The sequence below is a fragment of the Rhodanobacter thiooxydans LCS2 genome (assembly GCF_000264375.1).
Taxonomy (GTDB): Bacteria; Pseudomonadota; Gammaproteobacteria; order Xanthomonadales; family Rhodanobacteraceae; genus Rhodanobacter; species Rhodanobacter thiooxydans.
The window spans coordinates 1-21,820 of sequence record NZ_AJXW01000016.1; the positions used below are offsets into that span (position 1 = coordinate 1).

Annotated in this window: 21 protein-coding genes; 20 read left to right on the plus strand and 1 reads right to left on the minus strand. The window is 66.9% G+C overall.

The window, feature by feature from the left end; genetic code table 11:
• Window positions 1–62 precede the first annotated feature (62 nt).
• Window positions 63–1,433 (minus strand): cysteine--tRNA ligase, encoded by a 1,371-nt coding sequence (cysS, locus tag UUA_RS04015; RefSeq protein WP_008434469.1) that lies wholly within the window; start codon window positions 1,431–1,433, stop codon window positions 63–65.
• A gap of 189 nt (window positions 1,434–1,622) precedes the next feature.
• On the opposite strand from cysS, the gene UUA_RS04020 reads away from it, so the two are divergent.
• The 20 genes from UUA_RS04020 to UUA_RS04110 all read left to right on the plus strand — a co-directional run bounded on the left by UUA_RS04020 (window position 1,623) and on the right by UUA_RS04110 (window position 21,475).
• Window positions 1,623–2,150, plus strand: coding sequence for a glycine zipper 2TM domain-containing protein (locus tag UUA_RS04020; RefSeq protein ID WP_039953521.1), 528 nt, complete (start codon window positions 1,623–1,625; stop codon window positions 2,148–2,150).
• Between the two features lie 312 nt (window positions 2,151–2,462).
• Window positions 2,463–3,464 carry an N-acetylornithine carbamoyltransferase gene (locus tag UUA_RS04025; RefSeq protein WP_008434471.1) on the plus strand — a complete coding sequence of 334 codons (1,002 nt, stop codon included), beginning with the start codon at window positions 2,463–2,465 and terminating at the stop codon, window positions 3,462–3,464.
• Between the two features lie 35 nt (window positions 3,465–3,499).
• The gene (locus UUA_RS04030; protein WP_008434474.1) at window positions 3,500–4,123 is read left to right on the plus strand and encodes an FMN-binding negative transcriptional regulator; all 624 of its coding nucleotides are present in this window, start codon (window positions 3,500–3,502) and stop codon (window positions 4,121–4,123) included.
• Complete coding sequence (locus tag UUA_RS04035) at window positions 4,120–4,593, plus strand: OsmC family protein (protein ID WP_008434476.1); 474 nt, start codon at window positions 4,120–4,122, stop codon at window positions 4,591–4,593. Before UUA_RS04030 ends, UUA_RS04035 begins: the two co-directional genes overlap by 4 nt.
• Before the next feature lie 28 nt (window positions 4,594–4,621).
• On the plus strand, window positions 4,622–5,827 hold the full coding sequence (locus UUA_RS04040; RefSeq protein WP_008434477.1) for an argininosuccinate synthase: 1,206 nt from the start codon (window positions 4,622–4,624) through the stop codon (window positions 5,825–5,827).
• A gap of 4 nt (window positions 5,828–5,831) precedes the next feature.
• On the plus strand, window positions 5,832–6,272 hold the full coding sequence (locus UUA_RS04045) for a GNAT family N-acetyltransferase (RefSeq protein WP_008434478.1): 441 nt from the start codon (window positions 5,832–5,834) through the stop codon (window positions 6,270–6,272).
• Window positions 6,269–7,522, plus strand: coding sequence for an acetylornithine deacetylase (locus UUA_RS04050; protein ID WP_008434479.1), 1,254 nt, complete (start codon window positions 6,269–6,271; stop codon window positions 7,520–7,522). Before UUA_RS04045 ends, UUA_RS04050 begins: the two co-directional genes overlap by 4 nt.
• Window positions 7,509–8,831: an acetylglutamate kinase gene (locus UUA_RS04055; protein ID WP_008434481.1), complete on the plus strand. Its 1,323-nt coding sequence runs from the start codon at window positions 7,509–7,511 to the stop codon at window positions 8,829–8,831. Before UUA_RS04050 ends, UUA_RS04055 begins: the two co-directional genes overlap by 14 nt.
• Before the next feature lie 179 nt (window positions 8,832–9,010).
• Window positions 9,011–9,958: an N-acetyl-gamma-glutamyl-phosphate reductase gene (argC, locus tag UUA_RS04060; protein ID WP_008434483.1), complete on the plus strand. Its 948-nt coding sequence runs from the start codon at window positions 9,011–9,013 to the stop codon at window positions 9,956–9,958.
• 95 nt (window positions 9,959–10,053) lie between these two features.
• Window positions 10,054–11,349, plus strand: coding sequence for an argininosuccinate lyase (locus UUA_RS04065; RefSeq protein WP_008434484.1), 1,296 nt, complete (start codon window positions 10,054–10,056; stop codon window positions 11,347–11,349).
• 8 nt (window positions 11,350–11,357) lie between these two features.
• A complete protein-coding gene (gene proB / locus UUA_RS04070) occupies window positions 11,358–12,551 on the plus strand; it encodes a glutamate 5-kinase (RefSeq protein WP_008434485.1) in 1,194 nt (397 codons plus the stop codon).
• On the plus strand, window positions 12,548–13,816 hold the full coding sequence (locus UUA_RS04075; RefSeq protein WP_008434486.1) for a glutamate-5-semialdehyde dehydrogenase: 1,269 nt from the start codon (window positions 12,548–12,550) through the stop codon (window positions 13,814–13,816). Before proB ends, UUA_RS04075 begins: the two co-directional genes overlap by 4 nt.
• Before the next feature lie 149 nt (window positions 13,817–13,965).
• Entirely contained in the window at window positions 13,966–15,024 is a 1,059-nt protein-coding gene (locus UUA_RS04080) for a trypsin-like peptidase domain-containing protein (protein WP_039953530.1), read from the plus strand.
• Between the two features lie 353 nt (window positions 15,025–15,377).
• The gene (locus UUA_RS04085; protein ID WP_008434489.1) at window positions 15,378–16,073 is read left to right on the plus strand and encodes an ABC transporter ATP-binding protein; all 696 of its coding nucleotides are present in this window, start codon (window positions 15,378–15,380) and stop codon (window positions 16,071–16,073) included.
• On the plus strand, window positions 16,073–17,011 hold the full coding sequence (locus UUA_RS04090; RefSeq protein ID WP_008434491.1) for an efflux RND transporter periplasmic adaptor subunit: 939 nt from the start codon (window positions 16,073–16,075) through the stop codon (window positions 17,009–17,011). The genes UUA_RS04085 and UUA_RS04090 overlap by 1 nt, the downstream gene beginning before the upstream one ends.
• Window positions 17,011–18,201 (plus strand): ABC transporter permease, encoded by a 1,191-nt coding sequence (locus tag UUA_RS04095; RefSeq protein ID WP_008434492.1) that lies wholly within the window; start codon window positions 17,011–17,013, stop codon window positions 18,199–18,201. The genes UUA_RS04090 and UUA_RS04095 overlap by 1 nt, the downstream gene beginning before the upstream one ends.
• 197 nt (window positions 18,202–18,398) lie before the next feature.
• On the plus strand, window positions 18,399–19,835 hold the full coding sequence (locus UUA_RS04100; RefSeq protein WP_235605976.1) for a cbb3-type cytochrome c oxidase subunit I: 1,437 nt from the start codon (window positions 18,399–18,401) through the stop codon (window positions 19,833–19,835).
• On the plus strand, window positions 19,832–20,812 hold the full coding sequence (locus tag UUA_RS04105; protein WP_008434496.1) for a cytochrome c: 981 nt from the start codon (window positions 19,832–19,834) through the stop codon (window positions 20,810–20,812). The genes UUA_RS04100 and UUA_RS04105 overlap by 4 nt, the downstream gene beginning before the upstream one ends.
• Window positions 20,813–20,825: 13 nt before the next feature.
• Complete coding sequence (locus tag UUA_RS19230) at window positions 20,826–20,990, plus strand: hypothetical protein (RefSeq protein WP_155943232.1); 165 nt, start codon at window positions 20,826–20,828, stop codon at window positions 20,988–20,990.
• Window positions 20,991–21,001: 11 nt separating this feature from the next.
• Window positions 21,002–21,475: a hypothetical protein gene (locus UUA_RS04110; RefSeq protein WP_008434497.1), complete on the plus strand. Its 474-nt coding sequence runs from the start codon at window positions 21,002–21,004 to the stop codon at window positions 21,473–21,475.
• Window positions 21,476–21,820 lie beyond the last annotated feature (345 nt).

A 21,820-nucleotide genomic window follows, 5' to 3' on the forward strand; every position in this document is an offset into this window, starting at 1 on the left:
GCGATGCTCTTGGCTCCGTTCAACATCAGAGCATCGCACACAGGGCGCCTCCCGCAGGTGCGTCATGGCTTGGCGATGCTCCAGCGTGTGCCTTGCGCACTGTCCTCGATCGCGACGTTCATGGCCGCCAGTTCGTCGCGGATCGCGTCGGCGCGCGCGAAATCGCGGGCGGCGCGGGCGGCCTGGCGCTGTTGCAGCAGATCCTCGATGTGCGTCGCGTCGACCGTGCTCTCGCCGCGCCTGAACCAGGTTTCCGCATCCTGTTGCAGCAGGCCGAGCAGGGCGCCGCCGCCGAGCAGGGCGGCTTTCGCCTCGGCGCTGCCGGACTGGCGCGCGGCATCGGCCAGCACGGACAGCTCGGCCAGTGCCTGCGGCGTGTTGAGGTCGTCACACAGAGCTGCCTCGATGCGTTCCGGTACCGGCAGTTCGCCGGGCGGCAGTTCGACCGAGGCCAGGTCGCGCAGCACGCGATACCAGCCGTCCAGCGTGCCGGTCGCCTGGGCGATGGCCGCCTCGGACCAGTCCAGCGGCTGCCGGTAGTGCCCGCTGAGCAGGCGCAGGCGCAGCGCCTCGGGCGGATGCAGCTGCAGCAACTCGTGCACCAGCAGCACGTTGCCCAGCGACTTGGACATCTTGCGGCCGCCGAAGGTGAGCATGCCGTTGTGCATCCACCAGCGTGCGAACACCTTGCCGCCGTGCGCGCAGGTGGACTGGGCGATTTCGTTCTCGTGATGCGGGAACAGCAGGTCGACGCCGCCGGCGTGGATGTCGATGGTGTCGCCCAGGTGCGCCGCGCTCATCGCCGAGCATTCGATGTGCCAGCCCGGGCGGCCGCGACCCCACGGACTGTCCCAGCCGGGCAGTTCGGGCGTGGACGGTTTCCACAGCACGAAATCGCCGGCGTTGCGCTTGTACGGGGCCACCTCGACACGGGCGCCGGCGATCAGTTCCTCAGGGTCGCGGCCGGACAGTTCGCCGTAGGCCGGGAACGAGCCGACGTCGAACAGCACGTGGCCTTCGGCGGCATAGGCGTAGCCGTTGTCCAGCAAGTTTTCGATCATCGCGATGATCGGGCCGATATGGGTGGTGGCGCACGGCTCGACGTCCGGCGGCGCCACGCCGAGCCCGGCCATGTCCTCACGGTACGCCTGCGCGAAGCGGCCGGTGATCGCACCGATCGGCACGCCCTGCTGCTGCGCGGCGGCGTTGATCTTGTCGTCGACGTCGGTGATGTTGCGGGCGTACAGCACCCGCGGGTAGTGCCGGCGCAGCAGGCGCACCAGCACGTCGAACACCACCGGCCCGCGCGCATTGCCGATATGCACGTAGTTGTAGACGGTGGGGCCGCACAGATACATCGTCACGCGCTCGGGATCGAGCGGGGCGAACGGTTCGGTGCGGCGGGTCAGGCTGTTGTAGAGCGAAATCGGCATCGGTGGGATCCGCAACGAGGGGCCGGCCGGCGGCAGCGCGGCCAGCCCGGCATCTTAACAAGGTGTAAGCGGCCGAGTCGCGCAAGCGCCCGGGAGATGGGTTCTAAGGGTGTATTCAGCGTGAATTTGCTGGAATGCCGCCAGTACGGGTGCAAGTGCACCCGCAGTTTCCGAATTTTGGAGGTCACCATGACCAAACCATGGCTTTCCGCTCTGGTACTCGCCGTGATGGCTACCGGTGCCTACGCCCAGGATGGGCGTTACGCCAATGCTGACGACAATGCCCACTATGGTTGGGCCGACGTGCTGCGGGCCGATCCGGTGCAGGGCGTCACCCGCACCGAAGTGCCGCGCCAGGAATGCTACGAGCAGCCGGTGGTTCGCCGCGAAGGCGGCAACAACACGGCCGGCACGGTGCTGGGTGCGGTGATCGGCGGCGTGCTGGGCAACACCGTGGGCAAGGGCGACGGGCGCAAGGCGGCTACCGTCGCCGGCGCCGTGGCCGGCGGTGCGGTGGGCAACCGAGTGTCCAGCCGGGGTGGCGAGTACGAAACCACCCAGACCCAATGTCGCGAGGTCAGCTCGATCAGCGAGCAGCGCCGGATCATCGGTTACGACGTGGAATACCGTTATCGCGGTGAGGTGTATGTAAGGCGTCTGAGCTACGACCCTGGCGAGCGCCTGCGCGTGCGTGTGCGGGTCGATCCTGCCGACTGATGCGCTTTTTGCCTGCCAGCAGCAGCGCCGCCGCCCGTTGGCGGCGCTGTCGTTCAGGGGCATCGATTTTTTTGTTGCATGGCAGCGAAATTGCCGCCATGATGCGCGCTCGCCATCTGGATTCCGCGTGTCCACAGCCGTCTATACCGCCACCGTACTGACCAGCGCCCGCGCGGCCGCTGGCATGACGTCGCGTGCGCGCCGACCGCTGGACGGACATTTGGCCGGGTAGGCAGTCGCACGCGTTTCATGTGCATCGACGATAAACCCGGCTCTTGCGCCGGGTTTTTTTGTTTTTGGATGGAGTTAACCATGGCACCACGACATTTCATCACCACCCAGGATTACAGCCGCGCCGAGATCGACGCGCTGCTGGAGCAGGCCGCCGCGTTCAAGCGGGAAATGCGCGGCGGGCAACTGGCCGGCAAATCGATCGCGCTGCTGTTCTTCAACCCGTCGATGCGCACCCGCACCAGCTTCGAACTGGGCGCGTTCCAGCTTGGCGGCCACGCCATCGTGCTGGCGCCGGGCAAGGACGCGTGGCCCATCGAGTTCGAGGTAGGCACTGTGATGGACGGCGACACCGAGGAGCACATTGCCGAGGTGGCGCGCGTGCTCAGCCGTTACGTCGACCTGATCGCGGTGCGCGCGTTCCCGAAATTCCAGGACTGGGCGGTCGATCGCCAGGACAAGGTGATCAAGGCCTTCGCACAGTACGCCACGGTGCCGGTGATCAACATGGAGACGATCACCCATCCCTGCCAGGAGCTTGCCCACGCGCTGGCGCTGAAGGAGCACCTGGGCGACCTCACCAGGAAGAAGTATGTGCTCACCTGGACCTACCATCCGAAGCCGCTGAACACCGCGGTGGCGAACTCGGCGCTGCTGATCGCCACCAAGATGGGCATGGACGTGACCCTGCTGTGCCCCACCCCGGACTACGTACTGGACGAGCGCTACATGGCGTTTGGCCGTCTGAACGCCGAGCAGAACGGCGGCTCGCTGAAGGTCAGCCACGACATCGAGGAAGCCTACGCCGGCGCTGACGTGGTCTACGCCAAGAGCTGGGGCGCGCTGCCGTTCTTCGGCCGCTGGGAGCAGGAGAAGCCGATCCGCGAGGCGCACAAGCATTTCATCGTGGACGAGGCGAAGATGACGCTGACTAACCACGGCCTGTTCAGCCACTGCCTGCCGCTGCGCCGCAACGTCAAGGCCACCGATGCGGTGATGGACGCGCCGTACTGCATTGCCATCGACGAGGCCGAGAACCGCCTGCACGTGCAGAAGGCGGTGATGGCGTCGCTGCTGGCGTAGCGGGGAATAGGGATTCGATTGCCGCCGGAGCTTTCATGTATACGCCGAAGCATTTCGCTGAAACACGCGTCGAGGTTCTGCACGAGCTGATTCGTGCCTGTCCGTTCGCCACCATGGTGGCGAACACGGCCGACGGCATGGTCGCCAATCATCTGCCGTTCGAGCTGGTCGGCGGCCTGCTGCATGGCCATGTCGCCCGCGGCAACGAGCTGGCGCGACTGGACGGCGCCGAGGTGCTGCTGATATTCCAGGGCCCGGACGGCTACATCAGCCCGAACTGGTATCCGACCAAGCAGGAGACGCATCGCGAGGTGCCGACCTGGAACTATGCGGTGGTGCATGTGCATGGCCGCCTGCGCGTGATCGACGATGCCGGCTGGTTGCGTCGCCTGCTGGAAACCCTGACCAATCGCCACGAAGCGGGCCAGCCGCAGCCGTGGAAGATCACCGATGCGCCGGAAGACCACATCGAGAAGTCGCTGCATGCGATCGTCGGCCTCGAAGTCGCAATCGAGCGCATCGAGGGCAAGTTCAAGCTCAACCAGAACCACCCCGCGCGTAATCGCGCAGGCGTGATCGCCGGCCTGCGCGAGCGCGACGGCGATGGCGACGCGGAACTGGCTGCGTTGATGGCCCTGCAGGAGGAGTCGAAGGCATGAACCACCCGCATCGTTACCTCGTCGACGTGGAGTGGACCGGCAACCTCGGCACGGGCACGGACGGCTATCGCAACTACAGCCGCGACCATGTGATCCGCGTTGCGGGGAAGCCCGAGCTGGCCGGCTCGTCCGATCCGACGTTCCGCGGCGACGCCGCCAGGCACAACCCCGAGGACATGCTGGTAGCCGCGTTGTCGGCTTGCCACATGCTGTCCTACCTGCACATGGCCACCGTGGCCGGCGTGGTGGTGACGGCCTACACCGACGCCGCCGAAGGCACGATGGTCACCGAAGGCGACGGCGGCCGCTTCGCCGAAGTGGTGCTGCATCCGGTGGTGACGATCAGCGCCGCCAGCGATCCGGCCAGGGCCGAGGCGGCGCACGAAACCGCCCACCACGCCTGCTTCATCGCCAACTCCGTGAATTTCCCGGTGCGCTGCGAACCGCGCATCGTTGTCGCATCCATCTGACCGTTTTTCTTTTCAGGATCTGCAAGCCATGAGCAAAGACATCGTCCTCGCCTTCTCCGGCGGCCTCGACACCAGCTTCTGCGTGCCTTATCTGCAGGAGCGCGGCTGGGCCGTGCATACGGTGTTCGCCGACACCGGCGGCGTGGATGCCGAGGAGCGCGCCTTCATCGAGAGCCGCGCGAAGGAACTGGGCGTGGCCAGCCACGTCACCGTGGACGGCGGCCCGGCCATCTGGAACGGTTTCGTCAAGCCGTTCGTGTGGGCGGGCGAGGGCTACCAGGGCCAGTACCCGCTGCTGGTATCCGACCGTTACCTGATCGTCGAAGCCGCGCTGAAGCGCGCCGCCGAACTGGGCACGAAGGCGATCGCGCACGGCTGCACCGGCATGGGCAACGACCAGGTACGTTTCGACCTGGCGGTGAAGGCGCTGGGCGACTACCAGATCGTGGCGCCGATCCGCGAGATCCAGAAGGAACACACGCAGACGCGCGCCTACGAACAGAAGTTCCTGGAAGAGCGCGGCTTCGGCGTGCGCGCCAAGCAGCAGGCCTACACCATCAACGAGAACCTGCTCGGCCTGACCATGTCCGGCGGCGAGATCGACAAGTGGCAGGCGCCCGGCGCCGGTGCGGTGGGCTGGTGCAAGCCGCGCGCCGAATGGCCGTCCAAGCCGCTGCAGGTGAAGATCGGCTTCGTCAATGGCGAGGCGGTGGCGCTGGACGGAGAAAAGCTCGCCGGCCACAAGATGCTGGCGAAGTTGAACGGCCTGTTCGCCGCCTATGGCGTGGGCCGCGGCCTCTACACCGGCGACACCACCATCGGCCTGAAGGGCCGCATCATCTTCGAAGCGCCTGGCCTCACGGTGCTGCTTGCCGCGCATCGCGCGCTGGAAGAGGCGGTGCTCAGCAAGCAGCAGAACCGCTTCAAGCCGGAGGTGGCCCGCAAGTGGGTGGAGCTGGTCTACGAGGGCTTCTTCCACGATCCGCTGAAGACCGACCTGGAAGCGTTCCTGGCCTCCAGCCAGTCCACCGTCAACGGCACCGTGACGCTGGAGACGAGTGGCGGCAGCGTGGGTGCGGTGGCTGTGGAGTCGAAGCACATCCTCAACGCCAAGGGCGCCACCTATGCGCAGTCGGCCGACTGGGGCGTGGCGGAGGCCGAAGGCTTCATCAAGCTGTTCGGCATGAGCAGCACGCTGTGGGCCGAGGTCAATCGGGCGGCGGGCAAGGGCTGAGCATATGGGTGTCCTGCGGGTCAACACGGACAAGGACAGCCTCGACATCGGGCTGATCCATCGTTTCCTCTCCACCGAGGCCTATTGGAGCCGCGGCATTCCGCGCGCGACGGTGGAACGGGCGATCGAAGGTTCGCTGTGCTTCGGCGGTTACCTGGACGGACGCCAGGTGGCGTTCGCACGCGTGGTCACCGACGGCGCCACCTTCGGTTATCTCGCGGACGTGTTCGTGTTGCCGGACTGTCGCGGGCAAGGCCATTCCAAGGCGCTGATGGCGGAGGTGATGGCGCATCCGCAGTTGCAGGGCCTGCGCCGTCTCAGCCTGGCTACCCGCGACGCGCATGGGCTGTATGCCAGCTTCGGTTTCGCCGCACCGGCGCGGCCGGAATCATTGATGGAAAAACTCGATCCGGACGTCTACATGAGGACGCCAGGCAGGACATGAATCCGCTACTTACCTCCACTCTGGAACACCTGAAGGCGCTGGTCGGCTTCGACACGCGCAACCCGCCGCGCGCGATCGACACCGGCGGCATCTTCGACTACCTGCGCGCGCAGTTGCCTGGTTTCACGGTGACGGTGACCGACTTCGGTGCCGGTGCAGTGGCCTTGCATGCGGTGCGCGGCGAGCCGAAGTTGCTGTTCAACGTGCACCTGGACACGGTGCCGGATTCGCCGGCATGGACGGCCGACCCGCATGTGCTGCGGGTCACCGACGATCGCGCGATCGGCCTCGGCGCTTGCGACATCAAGGGCGCGGCGGCCGCGCTGCTGGCGGTGGCGAAGGCCAGCGATGGCCCGCTGGCGCTGCTGTTCACCACCGACGAAGAGGCCAACGATGCGCGCTGTATCGCCGGCTTCCTGCGCGTTTTGCCCCCTCTCACCCGCAAGGGGACTCCCTCAGGGTCGCCTCCGGGAGAGGGCCGGGGAAAGGGTACGGGCGAAGCGGGAGATCCGGCTTCGAGCGCACCCTCACCCCAACCCCTCTCACCCGCAAGGGGACTCCCTCAGGGTCGCCGGCGGGAGAGGGGCTATCAAGCGGTGATCGTGGCCGAGCCCACCAGGGGCGAAGCAGTGCTGGCCCATCGCGGCATCCAGTCGGTGCTGATGCGTTTCGCCGGCCAGGCCGGGCATGCCTCGGGCGAGCAGAAGCCCGGTGACAGCGCCTTGCATCAGGCGGTGCGCTGGGGCGATGCGGCGCTGGACTTCGTCGCGGGGCAGGCGCACGAGCGCTTCGGCGGCCTGACCGGCCTGCGCTTCAATATCGGCCGCATCGAAGGCGGCATCAAGGCGAACATGATCGCGCCGACGGCGGAAGTGCGCTTCGGTTTTCGCGCCTTGCCCACGATGAATCCGGACCACCTGCTGATCCGTTTCCGCAATCTGGTGGAACCACAGCCGGTGGAATTCACCGAGACTTTCCGTGGTGCCACCTTGCCGGCCGGCGACACCGCGCGTGCGGAGGAACATCGACTGGCGGCACGCGACCTCGCCGACGGGTTGGGCATTCCGATCGGCAATGCGGTGGATTTCTGGACCGAGGCCGCGCTGTTCTCCGCCGCAGGCTGCACCGCCTTCGTCTACGGCCCCGGCGACATCGCCCAGGCGCACAGCGCCGACGAGTGGGTCGCGCTGGAGCAGCTGCAGCATTACGCACAAACGATTTTCCGGATCATCAACAATGGACACGGCTAAGCACAACACCCGCAAGACCATCGTGCGCCTGCTCTCGAGCATGGGCAGTGCGAAGGAAATCCAGCAGTACCTGAAGCGCTTTTCCGAAGTCGACGCCAAGCGCTTCGCCGTGGTCAAGGTCGGCGGCGCGGTGCTGCGCGACGAGCTGACCGACCTCGCCTCGTCGCTCACCTTCCTGCAGCAGGTGGGGTTGACCCCGATCGTGCTGCACGGCGCCGGCCCGCAGCTCGATGAGGAGCTGGCCGCCGCCGGCATCGAGAAACAGACCGTGGGCGGCCTGCGCGTGACCTCGCCGAAGGCACTGGGTATCGTGCGTCGCGTGTTCATGCAGCAGAACCTGAAACTGGTCGAAGCACTGCAGTCGATGGATACCCGCGCCACCGCGGTGCCGTCGGGCGTATTCATGGCCAGCTACCTCGACCGCGACGCCCTGGGGCTGGTCGGCAAGGTGCAGAGCATCAACCTGGCGCCGATCGAAGCCAGCCTGCGCGCGAACTCGATCCCGGTGATCGCCAGCCTCGGCGAAACCGACGAAGGGCAGATCCTCAACGTCAACGCCGACGTCGCCGCCAACGAACTGGTGCGCGTGCTGCAGCCGTACAAGATCGTGTTCCTCACCGGCACCGGCGGCCTGCTCGACGGCGACGGCAAGGTGATCGACTCGATCAACCTCAGCACCGAGTTCGAGCACCTGATGGCGCAGCCGTGGATCAACGGCGGCATGCGCCTGAAGATCGAGCAGATCGCCGACCTGCTGGCCGACCTGCCGCTGACCTCGTCGGTGTCGATCACCCGGCCGTCCGAACTGGCCAAGGAATTGTTCACCCACAAGGGTTCGGGCACGCTGGTGCGGCGTGGCGAGAAGGTGCTGCACTTCGACTCGTGGCAGGGCGTGGATCTCGCGCGCATGCGCACGCTGATCGAATCCAGCTTCGGCCGCGCGCTGGTGGCGGACTACTTCGAGCGCACCCGGCCGTACCGCATCTACGTCAGCGAGAACTACCGTGCCGCGATGATCCTCACCATGGAAGGCGACCTGCCGTACCTGGACAAGTTCGCCGTGCTCGACGACGCGCAGGGCGAAGGCCTGGGCCGCGCCGTGTGGCAAGTAATGCGCGAGGAGAACCCGCGGCTGTTCTGGCGCTCGCGCCACCACAACCAGGTCAACATCTTCTACTACGCCGAGTCCGACGGCTGCCTCAAGCAGCCGCGCTGGAAGGTGTTCTGGTACGGCCTGGACGGCAATTTCGACACCATCGCCGGCTGTGTGGCGCATTGCGCACAACGCCAGCCGACGTTGGTGGGGTGAAAAGCATCAACTCCCTCCTCTGCGAAGCAGGGGAGGGTTGGGCGACCGAAGGGAGTCCTTTGGGTGTGGGGTCGCTCTTGATCTTGGCGGAAGATAAAAAGCCTCACCCCCTCCAACCTCCCCCTGCTTTGCAGGGGGAGGAGTAGAAAAATTGCAGGAGTGAATCGGTGACACACGACATGAAAACCATCGGCATCGTCGGCGCGCGCGGCCATACCGGCATGGAGCTGATCCGCCTGATCGCGGCGCATTCTGCGCTGGAGCTGGCTTTCGTCTCCTCGCGTGAACTGGATGGCCAGCGCGTGGCCGACCATGTCGACGGTTTCGCCGGCGAACTGCGCTACGAGAACCTTGATTCCGAGGCTGTGGCCGCCCAGCGCGCCGACGTGGTGATCCTGGCGCTGCCGAACGACAAGGCGGCGCCGTACGTGGCGGCGATCGACGCGGCGAAACCGGACACGCTGATCCTCGATCTTTCCGCTGACTACCGTTTCGATCCGTCGTGGTACTACGGCCTGCCCGAACTCACCCGCGGGCAGTGGCGCGGCGAAAAAAGGATCAGCAACCCCGGCTGCTACGCCACCGCGATGGAACTCTCCATCGCACCGCTGAAGGACCTGCTGGCCGCGCCGCCGGTGTGCTTCGGCGTATCCGGCTATTCCGGCGCCGGCACCACGCCGTCGGACAAGAACGATCCGGAAAAGCTGCGCGACAACCTGATGCCGTACGCGCTCACCGGCCACATGCACGAGAAGGAGGCCAGCTTCCGGCTCGGCATCCCGGTGGAGTTCATGCCGCACGTGGCGCCGCACTTCCGCGGCCTCACCGTCACCACCAACCTGTACCTCACCCGCCCGCTGAAACGCGAGGACGTGCTGCAGCGTTTCCATGCGGCCTACGATGGCGAGAACCTGGTCAGCGTGACCGACGAGGCACCGTGGGTTAGTCGCGTTGCGCACAAGCACTATGCCGAGATTGGCGGCTTTGCCGTCTCGGCCAACGGCAAGCGGGTGGTGGTCGTGGCCACCCTGGACAATCTGTTGAAAGGCGCGGCGACGCAGGCCATGCAGAACATCAACCGCGCGATCGGCGTGGACGAATACACCGCCATCCCGCTGCCGTTGTAGGAGCCCGCTGGCGGGCGATGCTCTTGTTCCAGAGCGTTCCAATAAAAAGCATCGCCCGCCAGCGGGCTCCTACATGAAAGAACCAGGACACCACCATGACCCAACCCCTCTGGCAAAAATCCAACATCAAGATCGACGCGAAGATCATGCAGTTCCTCGCCGGCGACGACGTGCTGCTGGACCGCGAGTTCTTCCTGCACGACATCACCGCCAGCAAGGCGCACGTGGAAGGACTGGCCAACATCGGCGTGGTCGACGCCGACGAAGTGGCCGCGCTGAAGCGCGAGCTGGATGCGCTGGCCGACGATTTCGCCAGCGGCGCGTTCGTGCTGGACGAGCGCCACGAGGATGGCCATTCGGCGATCGAGGCGCGCCTCACCGAACGCCTCGGCGACGCCGGCCGCCGCGTGCACACCGGGCGCAGCCGCAACGACCAGATCCTGGTGGCCACGCGCTTGTGGCTGAAGGACAAACTGGGCGCGCTGGAAACGCATTGCCGCGCCATCGCCCAGATCTGCCTCGACCGCGCCGCGCAGCCAGCCGTGCCGCTGCCGGGCTACACCCATCTGCAGCGCGCGGTGGTGTCGTCTACTGCAATGTGGTTCGCCGGCTTCGCCGAAGGCTTCATCGACAACGCGTTGCGCGCCCGCCAGACGATGGCGCTGATCGACGCCAACCCGCTCGGCACGGCCGCCGGCTACGGCGTGAACCTGAAGCTGGACCGCGAACACACCACGCAGGCACTCGGCTTCGCACGCATGCAGCTCAGCCCGATCTACGCGCAGCTGTCGCGCGGCAAGTTCGAGATGGCCGTGCTGGAGGCGATCGGCGGCGCGCTGCTCGATCTGCGCCGGCTGGCCTGGGACCTGTCGCTGTTCACCACCGCCGAGTTCAACTTCGTCAAGCTGCCGGCCGAGTACACCACCGGCAGCTCGATCATGCCGAACAAGCGCAACCCCGACGTGATCGAACTGCTGCGCGCCAGCTATGCCAGCGTGGCCGCCGCGCGTACCGAGATCGAGCAGTTGCTGTCGCTGCCTTCCGGCTACCAGCGCGACCTGCAGTTCTCCAAGGGCTCGATCTTCCATGGCGTGCGCCATGGCCTGATGGCGCTGGAACTGGTGCCCGACTTGCTGGCACGTTTCGGGTGGAACGAAGACGCGATGCGCGCCGCGATCGAGCCGGCGATGTACGCCACTGACGTGGCGATCGAGCAGGCCGCCGCCGGCGTGCCGTTCCGCGACGCCTATCGCGCCGCCGCGGAGGCCGCGGCATCCGCCGGGCAGGGACGTACGCCGGAACGCAGCCTCGCCGCGCGCGTGTCGCCGGGCGCCGGCAACGACCTGCGGCTGGATGAACTGCACGCGCGTTTGCGCGCACTTGACGACTGATTGGGAGCATGGGCATGACGGTGACCGACACGACCAGCGCGCGCACCGAACTGCCCAGCCACGCGTTGCCGCCATGGCGCCGCGCCGTACTGAAAGTGGGCAGCAACCTGCTCGCCGCCGACGGCGGCGGCCTCACGCCGCGTCATGCGGCAGCCCTGGCTGCCTTCGTGGATGCCAGCCATGCCGACGGCCGCCAGGTCGTGCTGGTGTCGTCTGGCGCGGTGGCGGCGGGGCGCGCGCTGCTGCGTCAGCACGCGTCCGGCGGCGGCGGGCTCGCCGCGCGGCAGGCGCTGGCCGCGCTGGGTCAGGCACCGATGGTCGCGTTGTGGCAGTCGTTGTCCGCGCGGCCGGTGGCGCAGGTGCTGCTGACCCACGACGACCTGCGCAACCGCCGCCGCTACCTCAACGCACGCGCCACCCTGCGCGAGCTGCTGCAGCTCGGCGTGCTGCCGGTGGTCAACGAGAACGACACCGTCTCGGTGGACGAATTGAAACTCGGCGACAACGACAACCTCGCCGCCATCGTTGCCGCGCTGGTCGATGCCGACCTGCTGTTGATCGCCTCCGACGTCGATGCGCTATACAGCGCCGACCCGCGACGCAATCCCGCGGGCGTGCCGATCGCGCAGGTGGCGGCGCTGACTCCCGAGATCGTGGCGATGGCCGGCGACAGCGGCAGCGCCGCCGGCACCGGCGGCATGCGCACCAAGCTGCAGGCGGCGGCGAAGGCGGCTGCCGCCGGCATCCCCACCGCCTTGTTCGGCGGGCGCGCGGCGGCCACCGTGCAGGCGCTGCAGCGCGGGCAGCTGCACGGTACTTTGATCGCCGCGGCGTCCACACGCCTGCAGGCGCGCAAGTACTGGCTGCGCCACGCGCCTGCCGCGCCGGGCCGCATCCGCATCGACGCGGGTGCCGCGAAGGCGCTGGCCGGTGGGCGCGTCTCGCTGCTGCCGGGCGGCGTGGTCGGCGCCGACGGCGAGTTCCACCGCGGCGACCTGGTCGAGGTCGTCGACACGGACGGCGCCGCCGTCGCGCGCGGACTCAGCCAGTACGGCGCCGCCGAGGTGCGCCGTCTGGCTGGCCGGCACAGCCGCGAGATTGACGGCGTGCTCGGCTACAGCTACGGCGACGAGGTGGTGCATCGCGACGACCTCGTCACCATGAACCGTCCGGTGGCATCCGGACAGGAGATCGGCGCATGAGCACGATCAGGGAACAGGCACAGGCCTGCCGCGACGCGGCGCAGGTAGTCGCCGGGCTCGACACGATGACCAAGCGCGCGCTGTTGCGCGACATGGCAGCAGCGCTGGAGGCGCAGTCCGCTGCGGTGCTGGCGGCCAACGCTGAAGACATGCGCCAGGCCACGGCGAAAGGTGTGCAGGGCGCCATGCTCGACCGGCTGCGGCTGGACCAGTCACGCGTGGCCGGCATCGCCGGCGCGCTGCGCGAAGTGGCCGAATTGCCCGATCCGGTCGGCGTGACGACCCGCCGCGAGACGCGGCCGAATGGCCTGTCGATCGAACGCGTGCGCATCCCGCTCGGTGTGATTGCGATGATCTACGAGGCGCGCCCCAACGTCACCGCCGATGCCGCCGCGCTGTGCCTGATGGCCGGCAACGCGGTGATCCTGCGCGGCGGTTCCGAGGCGATCCACTCCAACCTCGCCATCGCCGCCGCCCTGCACGCCGCGCTGCGCGCGCATGGCGTGCCCGAGGCCGCCGTCACCGTGCTCGACGACCTGAGCCGCGAGGCGATGGTCGAACTGCTGCAGCTCGGCGACCTCATCGACCTGGCCATCCCGCGTGGCGGCGAAGGCTTGATCCGCTTCGTCACCGAGCACGCACGCGTGCCGGTGATCAAGCACTACAAGGGCGTGTGCCACCTGTACGTGGACCGCGCCGCCGATCTCGAGCTGGCGCTGGGTCTGCTGATCGACGGCAAGACCTCGCGTCCCGGCGTGTGCAACGCACTGGAAACCATGCTGGTGCATCGCGACGTCGCCGCCGCCTTCCTGCCCCGCGCGGCGCAGGCGCTGCGCGAACGCGGCGTGGAACTGCGCGGCGACGACGCCAGCCGCGCGCTGGTGCCCGCCATGCACGCGGCGACCGACGACGACTACGCCGCCGAATTCCTCGACCTGATCCTCGCCGTGCGCGTGGTCGATGACCTCGACGCAGCGATCGCCCATATCCGCCGCTACGGCTCCGACCACACCGAAGTCATCGCCACCGCCGATGAAGCCGCCGCGCGACGCTTCGTGCGGGCGATCCGCTCCGCCGTGGTGATGGTCAACGCCTCCTCCCGCTTCAGCGACGGCGGCGAACTCGGCCTCGGCGCCGAGATCGGCATCTCCACCACACGCCTGCACACCTACGGTCCGATGGGGGCCGAGGCGCTCACCATCGAGCGCTTCGTGGTGCGCGGGGAGGGGCAGGTGCGGCATCCGCAGAGCCGAACGCAGTGTTGAATGTTCACTATCCGCAGCCAGAAGCGGGCACGCCTTCTACCTTCCCTTGAGAGGCCACCGGTGTCCTCCAGGAAGTCGACGTGGTTCGGCACCTTGCCCATCCTGAACTTCAGTCCTTGATAGACTGCGACAACAGGGGTTTTGCGCACATGAACGGCGAAATGGACCAGTCGACTGGGGTGAAGGTTCTCAAGTCGCTTTGGGAAAGAACGCCCGAAGGGAAGTGGGGAATCACCGATCTCCACGGGATCGATCTCCACCCCAACTCGGGCTGCGAACCGGACTTTTTCACCATTGCCAATCGCATGGAGATGATGTCGAAGAACCCAAGAGGAAGGACCATGGAGGAACTCGTCCAGACCATGGGTTCCACTAACCTGATCCTGAAGCAGAGCATTGTGCCTGTCGTGGCCCTGGTTGCTGGTTCGCCCGCATTTAGGGTTATCGGCACCGCCTTCGTCGTCAGTGCATCTGGACTAGTGATGACTGCGGGCCACGTCCTCATGGATCCAGAAGACTCAGGCTACGGAAACGTGACTAACGACAACGGCGCCCTTCGCTTTGATCGAAACCTCCAGATGGGAGTTCTGTTGCCGCTCCACCCCGCCGTACACGGACAAGGTGCCATTCAATTCGCCCCGTTCGAATTGTGTGCTTACTGGGGTGGCTGGAAGGTGAGTCCACTGTTCCACGAACGGGACAGGATGGAGCTAGATACGGATGTTGCCGTATGTCGTCTGCCTCCACATCCCTCCGGAGCTTATCAGCCGCTAAATCTGTCTCTGCGTCCCATGGAAGTGTCTGAGAAGGTGTTCGCCATAGGCTATGCAGAAATGAAGAATATTCCTGTCCGCTACGAAGGCGGCCGCGTGGTGTTGAGCCACTTCAAACAAGACTTGTATGTCTCTGTAGGCACCACCACCACCGTCCATTACGACAACCGAGAGACGCGAAGCGCGACCACTCCGGGGCCATGCTTCGAGTTCGAAGCAAAGATTCCAGGGAAAATGAGCGGAAGCCCGATCCTTGGAGGCGACGGCGCTGTCATCCGAGGGGTCGTCAGCAAGAGCTTTTCGGGCGAGCGCAGCGCTTCCGGCGCCCTTCTTGGCCCCGCAATGCACCTTCCCGTCTTCGGTCACCGGAGCATAAAGGACATGATGCTCGATGGATCTGAGGGCATCCCCCTAATTCAAGGCGCCGGCCTCTAACCGAATTGAAGCAGCCGTAACCCGCTGCTTACACCCAGCGAGCCGACCGGAAAGTCTGGCGGGAAGCTTCCAAAAGGGCCGGACGATGTCCGCTTTGAGTCGAAGTGGACATAGTCGATCAACGTGTCGGCCGTATCCGCCCCGACTCCACGCTCGCACCGCCTCCGCAAGCGCCATGCGCAGCGGCGCCAGCGCAGGGACCGCAGGCCGGAGAGTCGCCGCCCGCTGGTGGCTGCGCGAGATTTCTTGCGCAGCGCCCATGCCTTCCGCATTCATGGTCGAGGGCTACAATCCGGCCTTGATACTCCTGAAGGCAGCGGTCATCGATGACAGGCGCAGACCAGGAACCCGCCGTGCGCTGCCGCGGCCTGACCAAGCACTATGGTTCGGGCAACGAGCGCGTGGATGCGCTGCGCGGCGTCGATCTCGATGTGCGCATCGGGGAATTGCTGATGCTGGTGGGGCCGTCCGGTTGTGGCAAGACCACGCTGATCTCGATCATCACCACGATCCTCGACCAGGATGGCGGCAGCTGTGAGGTGCTGGGTCGTGACGTCGGCCACATGACGGAGGCGGAGCGCACGCACTTTCGCGGCAAGAGCATCGGCTTCGTCTTCCAGGCCTTCAACCTGCTGCCGGCGCTCACGGCGGTGGAGAACGTGTCGGTGCCGTTGCTGATATCCGGCGTGGCGCGGGAGGTGGCCGAGCAGCGTGCCAGGTCCGTGCTTGAGGAAGTCGGGCTGGGCGCGCGCGCCGATGCGCTGCCGCGCAAGCTCAGCGGCGGACAGCAGCAGCGCGTCGCCATCGGGCGCGCGCTGGTGCACGATCCGAAACTGGTGGTGTGCGACGAACCGACCAGCAACCTCGACGCGAAGACGGGACACGAGATGATGAACATTCTGCGTGGCGTGGCCCGCGCGTCAGACCGGGCGCTGATCGTGGTCACGCACGACAACCGGACCTTCGAATACGCCGACCGCATGGCGCACATGGAGGACGGGCGGATCATCGACGTCAGCGAGGGCGGGCGGCGGGGGGAGCAGTCGTGATGGCACCATTCGAGAAGCGGATCTACCTGCTGGCCGGCCTGGCGCTGGCCGGCGCAATCATCGCGGTGGCGGTGGTCTTCCGCTCCGGCGATTCGACCGTGGTGACGACCTCGGCCGCGCCGGTCGAGCAGGTGCCGTTTACGGACTATGTGGTCGGCACCGGCATCACCGAAACCGGCCTGGGCAACGTGTCGGTCGGCACCGCCGTGGCCGGGGTGGTGAGCGCGATCGACGTGCGACCGGGCGACGAGGTCGAGGCCGGCGCTCCGCTGTTCAGCATCGACGACCGCGACCTGCAGGCGCGCCTGGGCGTGGCCAAGGCCGATGTCCGGCTGGCCCGGGCGGCGCTGGCGAGGCCCGCGCACCGGCTGGATTACCTCACGAATCTGCAGCGCCTCGACAAGTCCGCCCTCAGCGTCGAGGCGCTGACCAACGCCAAGGACGACATGGAGGCGGCCGCCTCCGCGGTGGAGACGGCTGCGGCGACCGAGCAGCAGATCGAAGTCGATATCGCCCGCGCGGTGGCTCATGCCCCCATCGCCGGACGTATCCTGCAGGTCAACGTGCGGGTGGGCGAGTTCGCGCCGGCGGGCGAGGTGGCGAAGCCGCTGGTGCTGATCGGCGACGACAAGCGCATGTACCTGCGCGTGGACATCGACGAGAACGACGCGTGGCGCGTCCGTCCGCGCACACAGGCGCGTGCGTTCGTGCGCGGCAATCCCCGCCTGTCCATCCCGCTGCGCTTCGAGTACATCGAGCCGTATGTCACCCCCAAGACGTCGCTGACCGGGCTGAGCACGGAGCGCACCGACGTCCGCGTGCTGCAGGTGATCTACAGCTTCGAGCGCGGCACGCTGCCGGTGTACCTCGGGCAGCAGATGGATGCCTTCATCGAGGTGGCCGCCGCGCCGGGCAAGCCGGCGGGCGGACAGCGCTGATGTTCCGCATCGCGCTGAAGATGCTGGCGGCGGATCGCGCGAAGTTCGTGGGGCTGTTGTTCGGGATCGCGTTCACCTCCTTCCTGGTCACCTTCGCCGCCTCGTATTTCTGCGGCTTCATGACCAATGGCTTCGCGCTGATTTCCGAGAACGGCGCCACCGACGTGTGGGTGATGGACCCGGCGGTGCAGTCGGTGGAGCAGACCATCAACATGCCGGCCTCCGCGCTGGACCGGGTGCGCAGCGTCGAGGGCGTCAGCCGTGCGGTGCCGCTGGCGCTGGGCAACGCGGACGTGCGTTTCCCCAACGGACAGTTTCAGACCTTCCAGGTGATCGGCGTGGACGATGCATCGCTGGCCGGCGCGCCGGTGGTGCCCGGACGGAATCCCGACGAGCTGCGCGCGCGCGCTGCGGTGATCGTCGACGCCGGCGGCACCAGCGGCAAGCTGGAGACGCCGGCGCTGCCGCAGGACCAGTGGCCGCACGACGGCGCGCACCTGGATGCGCCGACGCGCGAGTTGCGCAGCGGTGACGAGCTGCTGGTCAACGAGCACCTGGTGCGCGTGCTGGGCCAGTCCTCGACCCTGCCGCGTTTCCCACCGCGGCCGCTGCTCTACACCACGCTGTCCAACGCGTTGCTCATCCTGCCGGTGGAGCCGCATACGCTGACCTTCGTGATGGCGCGGACCGTGGCGGGCGTCTCGCCGCGCGAGGTGGCCTGGCGCATCGAGCTGCGCACGGGCCTGCGCGCGCGCACTACGGCGGATTTCAAGTCCGACACGGTGCGCTGGTTCCTGGTCAACTCCGAGGACGTCGGCGACATCGCGGCGATGCTCATGCTGGCGATGACTATGGGCTTCGGCGTTACCGGCGTCATGCTCTACATGTTCACCTACGAGCACCAGAGCCAGTACGCCGTGCTCAAGGCGCTGGGCACGCCGTCGGGAACGTTGACCGCGATGGTGCTGGCGCAGGCCGCGATGTGCGCCTTGCTGGGCACCGGCATGGGCCTGGGGCTGTGCGGCCTCGCCGGGGAGGTTGTGCTGCGGCTGGGCTTCCCGTTCCGGATGATGTGGTTCACCCCGCTGGCGGGGCTGCTGGGCGTCGTCGTGGTGAGCGTGGTGGCCGCGCTGATCAGCGTGCGCCCGGTGGTGAAGCTGCAACCGGCGGTGGTGTTTGCCGGGCGGTGAGCTGTTCGCGGCGGGTGCCCGAGCCGCGAGTTCCTCTTGTCCCTGCAGGTTTTTGCGATTGATCTGCATCAGGGCGAGGTTTGCCTGCATGCCTAGACTTGAAGGGTTCCAGCCATGCAGGTCGCATGACTGGCGACCTCGACACGCGCCCAGGTTTCCCGCGACGTGTGCCATATCCTCACCGGGAGAAGGCCATCGTGGCAGCAGCCGTGCAGGGCGCGGGCATCGCAGACCGTGATGCCACGCAGGAACAAACCAGCGAGCAGGATGATCGTGCGCTTGCCGCGGTCTTCAAGGCCTACACCATCAGCGCCACGTGCTGGCTGCTGTTCGGTACCGCGGTGGGCCTGCTGCTGGCGTTCAAGTTCGGTGCGCCGGATTTCTGGGCGGAGAAATACCTGACGTTCGGCCGGCTGCGCCCGATCCATACCAACAGCGTGTTCTACGGCTTCGCCAGCATCGGCCTGGTGGGCACGGCGTTCTACGTCACCGCGCGCAGTTGCGGTACGCGGCTCTACAGCACGCGGCTCGCATGGCTCGGCCTGTGGCTGTTCAACATTGCCGCGCTGACCGGCACCATCGCGCTCGATCTCGGTTACAACTGGGGCGACCTCGAATACCGCGAGTGGCCGTGGCCGATCCGGCTGGTGCTCCTCGCCGCGCTGCTGGTCACGGTGTGGAACCTGCTGGCGACGATCGCGCGGCGTGCATCGCACGACATCTACCTGTCCAACTGGTACATCATCGGCGGCTTCCTGTGGACCTGCGTGATCTGCCTGGTGGCGATCCTGCCGTGGTACCAGCAGGGCCTGGGTCAGGTGGCCATCTCCGGCTACTTCATGCACAACGCGGTGGGCATGTGGTTCACGCCGCTGGCGCTGGGGTTGTTCTACTACGCGATACCGAAGGTGCTGAACCGGCCGATCTATTCCTACGCGCTGGGCGTGCTGGCGTTCTGGACCAACCTGGTGTTCTACCCGATGCTGGGCGGGCACCACTTCCTGTTCAGTCCGCTGCCATGGTGGCTGCAGACCACCGCGATCATCTGCAGCGTGGGCATGCTGGTGCCGGTACTGGGCGGCAGCGCGAACTTCCTGCTGACCATGCGTGGGCGCTACCACGGCCGCATCGAGTCGTACCCGCTGGCGTTCCTGTTCATTGGCGTGCTGTGCTACCTGGTCGGTTCCACCCAGGGCACGGTCGAGGCGCTGCGTTCGCTGCAGGCGGTATGGCACTTCACCAGTTTCACCGTGGGCCACTCGCACCTGACCATGTACGGCTTCGTCAGCTTCGCGGTGTGGGGCGCCATCTACGCGCTGCTGCCGCTGGCCACCGGCAAGAACCCGGGGCGGCTCGGCGTGGCGACGCATTTCTGGCTGGCGCTGGTCGGCATGTCGATCTACGTGATCGCGCTGTCGATCGGCGGCACGCTGCAGGGGCTGGACTGGGTGCGCGGCGTGCCGTTCATCCAGTCGGTGGCCGAGATGGCGCCGTACTACCTGTGGCGCGGCGTGGGCGGCATCCTGATGTTCCTGTCGCACCTGGTGTTCGCCTGGAACGTGTGGCGCATGACTGCGGGCAAGCCGGGCAACGCGCCCTCGCCGATCATGGAGCCCGAAGGAGCGGCGGCATGAACCCGACGCGGAAAATGTGGGTGATCTTCGGCGGCGCGCTCGCGCTGTACGTATTGATCGTGATGCTGATCGCGGTGATCCCGGCGATCGACCTGTCGCACACCGCGCCCGGGCCCGGCGTGCAGCCGCTGACGCCGCTGCACGTGCAGGGCCGCGAGGTGTTCGCCGGCAACGGCTGCGGCTACTGCCACACCCAGCAGGTGCGTCCCCTGACGGAGGACAAGGTGTTCGGCCGTCCCTCCGCGCCCGGCGATTTCAGCTACCAGACGCCGGAGCTGCTCGGCTCGGAACGTACCGGCCCCGACCTCACCAATGTGGGCAAGGTGAAGCCCAGCGACGTGTGGCAGTACATCCACCTGTACGACCCGCGCGCGGTGGTGCCGCAGTCGATCATGCCGAACTTCAGGTTCCTGTTCCGCGTGGTGGACCAGTTGCCTGCGGGCGAGACGGCGGTGCCGCTGCCGGCGAAGTTCGCGCCGGCGCACGGCTACGTGGTGCCCACGCCGCAGGCGAAGGCGCTGGTGGCGTACCTGCTGTCGCTGAAGCAGCAACCGATCCCGGGTTATGTGGCGCCTGCCGAGGCCGCACCCGCCGCGGCCCCGACTGCCGCCGTGGCCCCGGCGGCTGCGGGTGGTTATGCCTATGACGCCGCCAAGGGCCAGGCCCTGTTCGAGGCCAATTGCGCGGCCTGCCATCAGGCCAGCGGCGCGGGCGTGCCGGGCGCGTTCCCGCCGCTCAAGGGCAATGCCGCGGTGGCCAGTGACGATCCGGGCCTGCATCTTCGTACCGTGCTGCACGGTGCCAGCGGCGTCGTGATCGACGGCGTGAAGTATTCCAGCGTGATGCCGCCGTTCGCCGCGCAATTGAGCGACGCGGACATCGCCAACATCGCCAACTACGAGCGCTCCTCATGGGGCAATCATGGTAAGCCGGTGACGGCGGCCGAGGTGGCGACGCTGCGTGCCGGCAGCAAGTGAGGCGGAGGCAATCATGCACAACATGCTGATGGGACCCCTGTGGGGCATCATCGCGGTGGCGGTGGTGGTCGGAGTGGTGACGCTGGCGTGCTTCATCGCGATGTTCAGGTACCTGGCGCATCCGGGCGAATCCAGCCCGGATCATCCGAAGTATTCCATCCTGCGTCGGGATCGTTGAGGAAGACCGCCATGCCCAACCCGCACGTCCGCGTTTACATCGACGACGACCCGGCGCCGGTCATCGATCACGAATTGCCCACCCAGCTCGAACTGGACACGCGCCAGCTGGCGGATGGCCCGCATCGCCTGATCGTGCGCGCGGAGGACCAGAACGGCATCGAGGGCGTGGAGGAGATCCCGTTCCACGTGCAGAACGGTCCCGGCATCATGGTGACCGGCCTGAAGCCGGGCTCGACCCAGAGCGGCAAGCTGCAATTGAAGGTGGATGCGTTCAGCGCCGGCGACCCGTTCGACCCACGCCGCGCCGAGGCACGCTCGGCCATCCCGACCTGGGTATGGGTGCTGTTCCTGTTCGTGATCGCCTGGATCATCTTCTACGCAGCCACCGAATGGGCCATCCCGGCGAAGTACCAGAGCACGCCGACGTTCGGCACTCCGGCGGCCAGCGCACCGGCCGCACCGCCGGCGGGTGCGGCGCGCTAGCGGTTCGCGCGTATTTCCGCCATTGCGGCGCCGACCACGCCCAGGTCATCACCACTGCCAATGAAGCGGCCGTGCGGCGCTTCGTGCAGGTGATCCGCTCGTGGTCATGGTCAGTGCTTCCTCGTACTTCGGTGATGGCGATGAACTGGGCCTGGGCGCCGGGATCGGCATCTCCACCGCGCGGCTGCCTGCGGGCCGATGCTTTGTAGGTTGGGCTGAGTGCAGCGATGCCCAACATCGAGGTCATCGTCATCGTTGGGGTTCGCTTGTGCTCACCCCAACCTACGCGCTGCTGCCAGTGTTTGTGTGATGTCTGTGACATCGGGAGGCGGATTCAACTTTGAA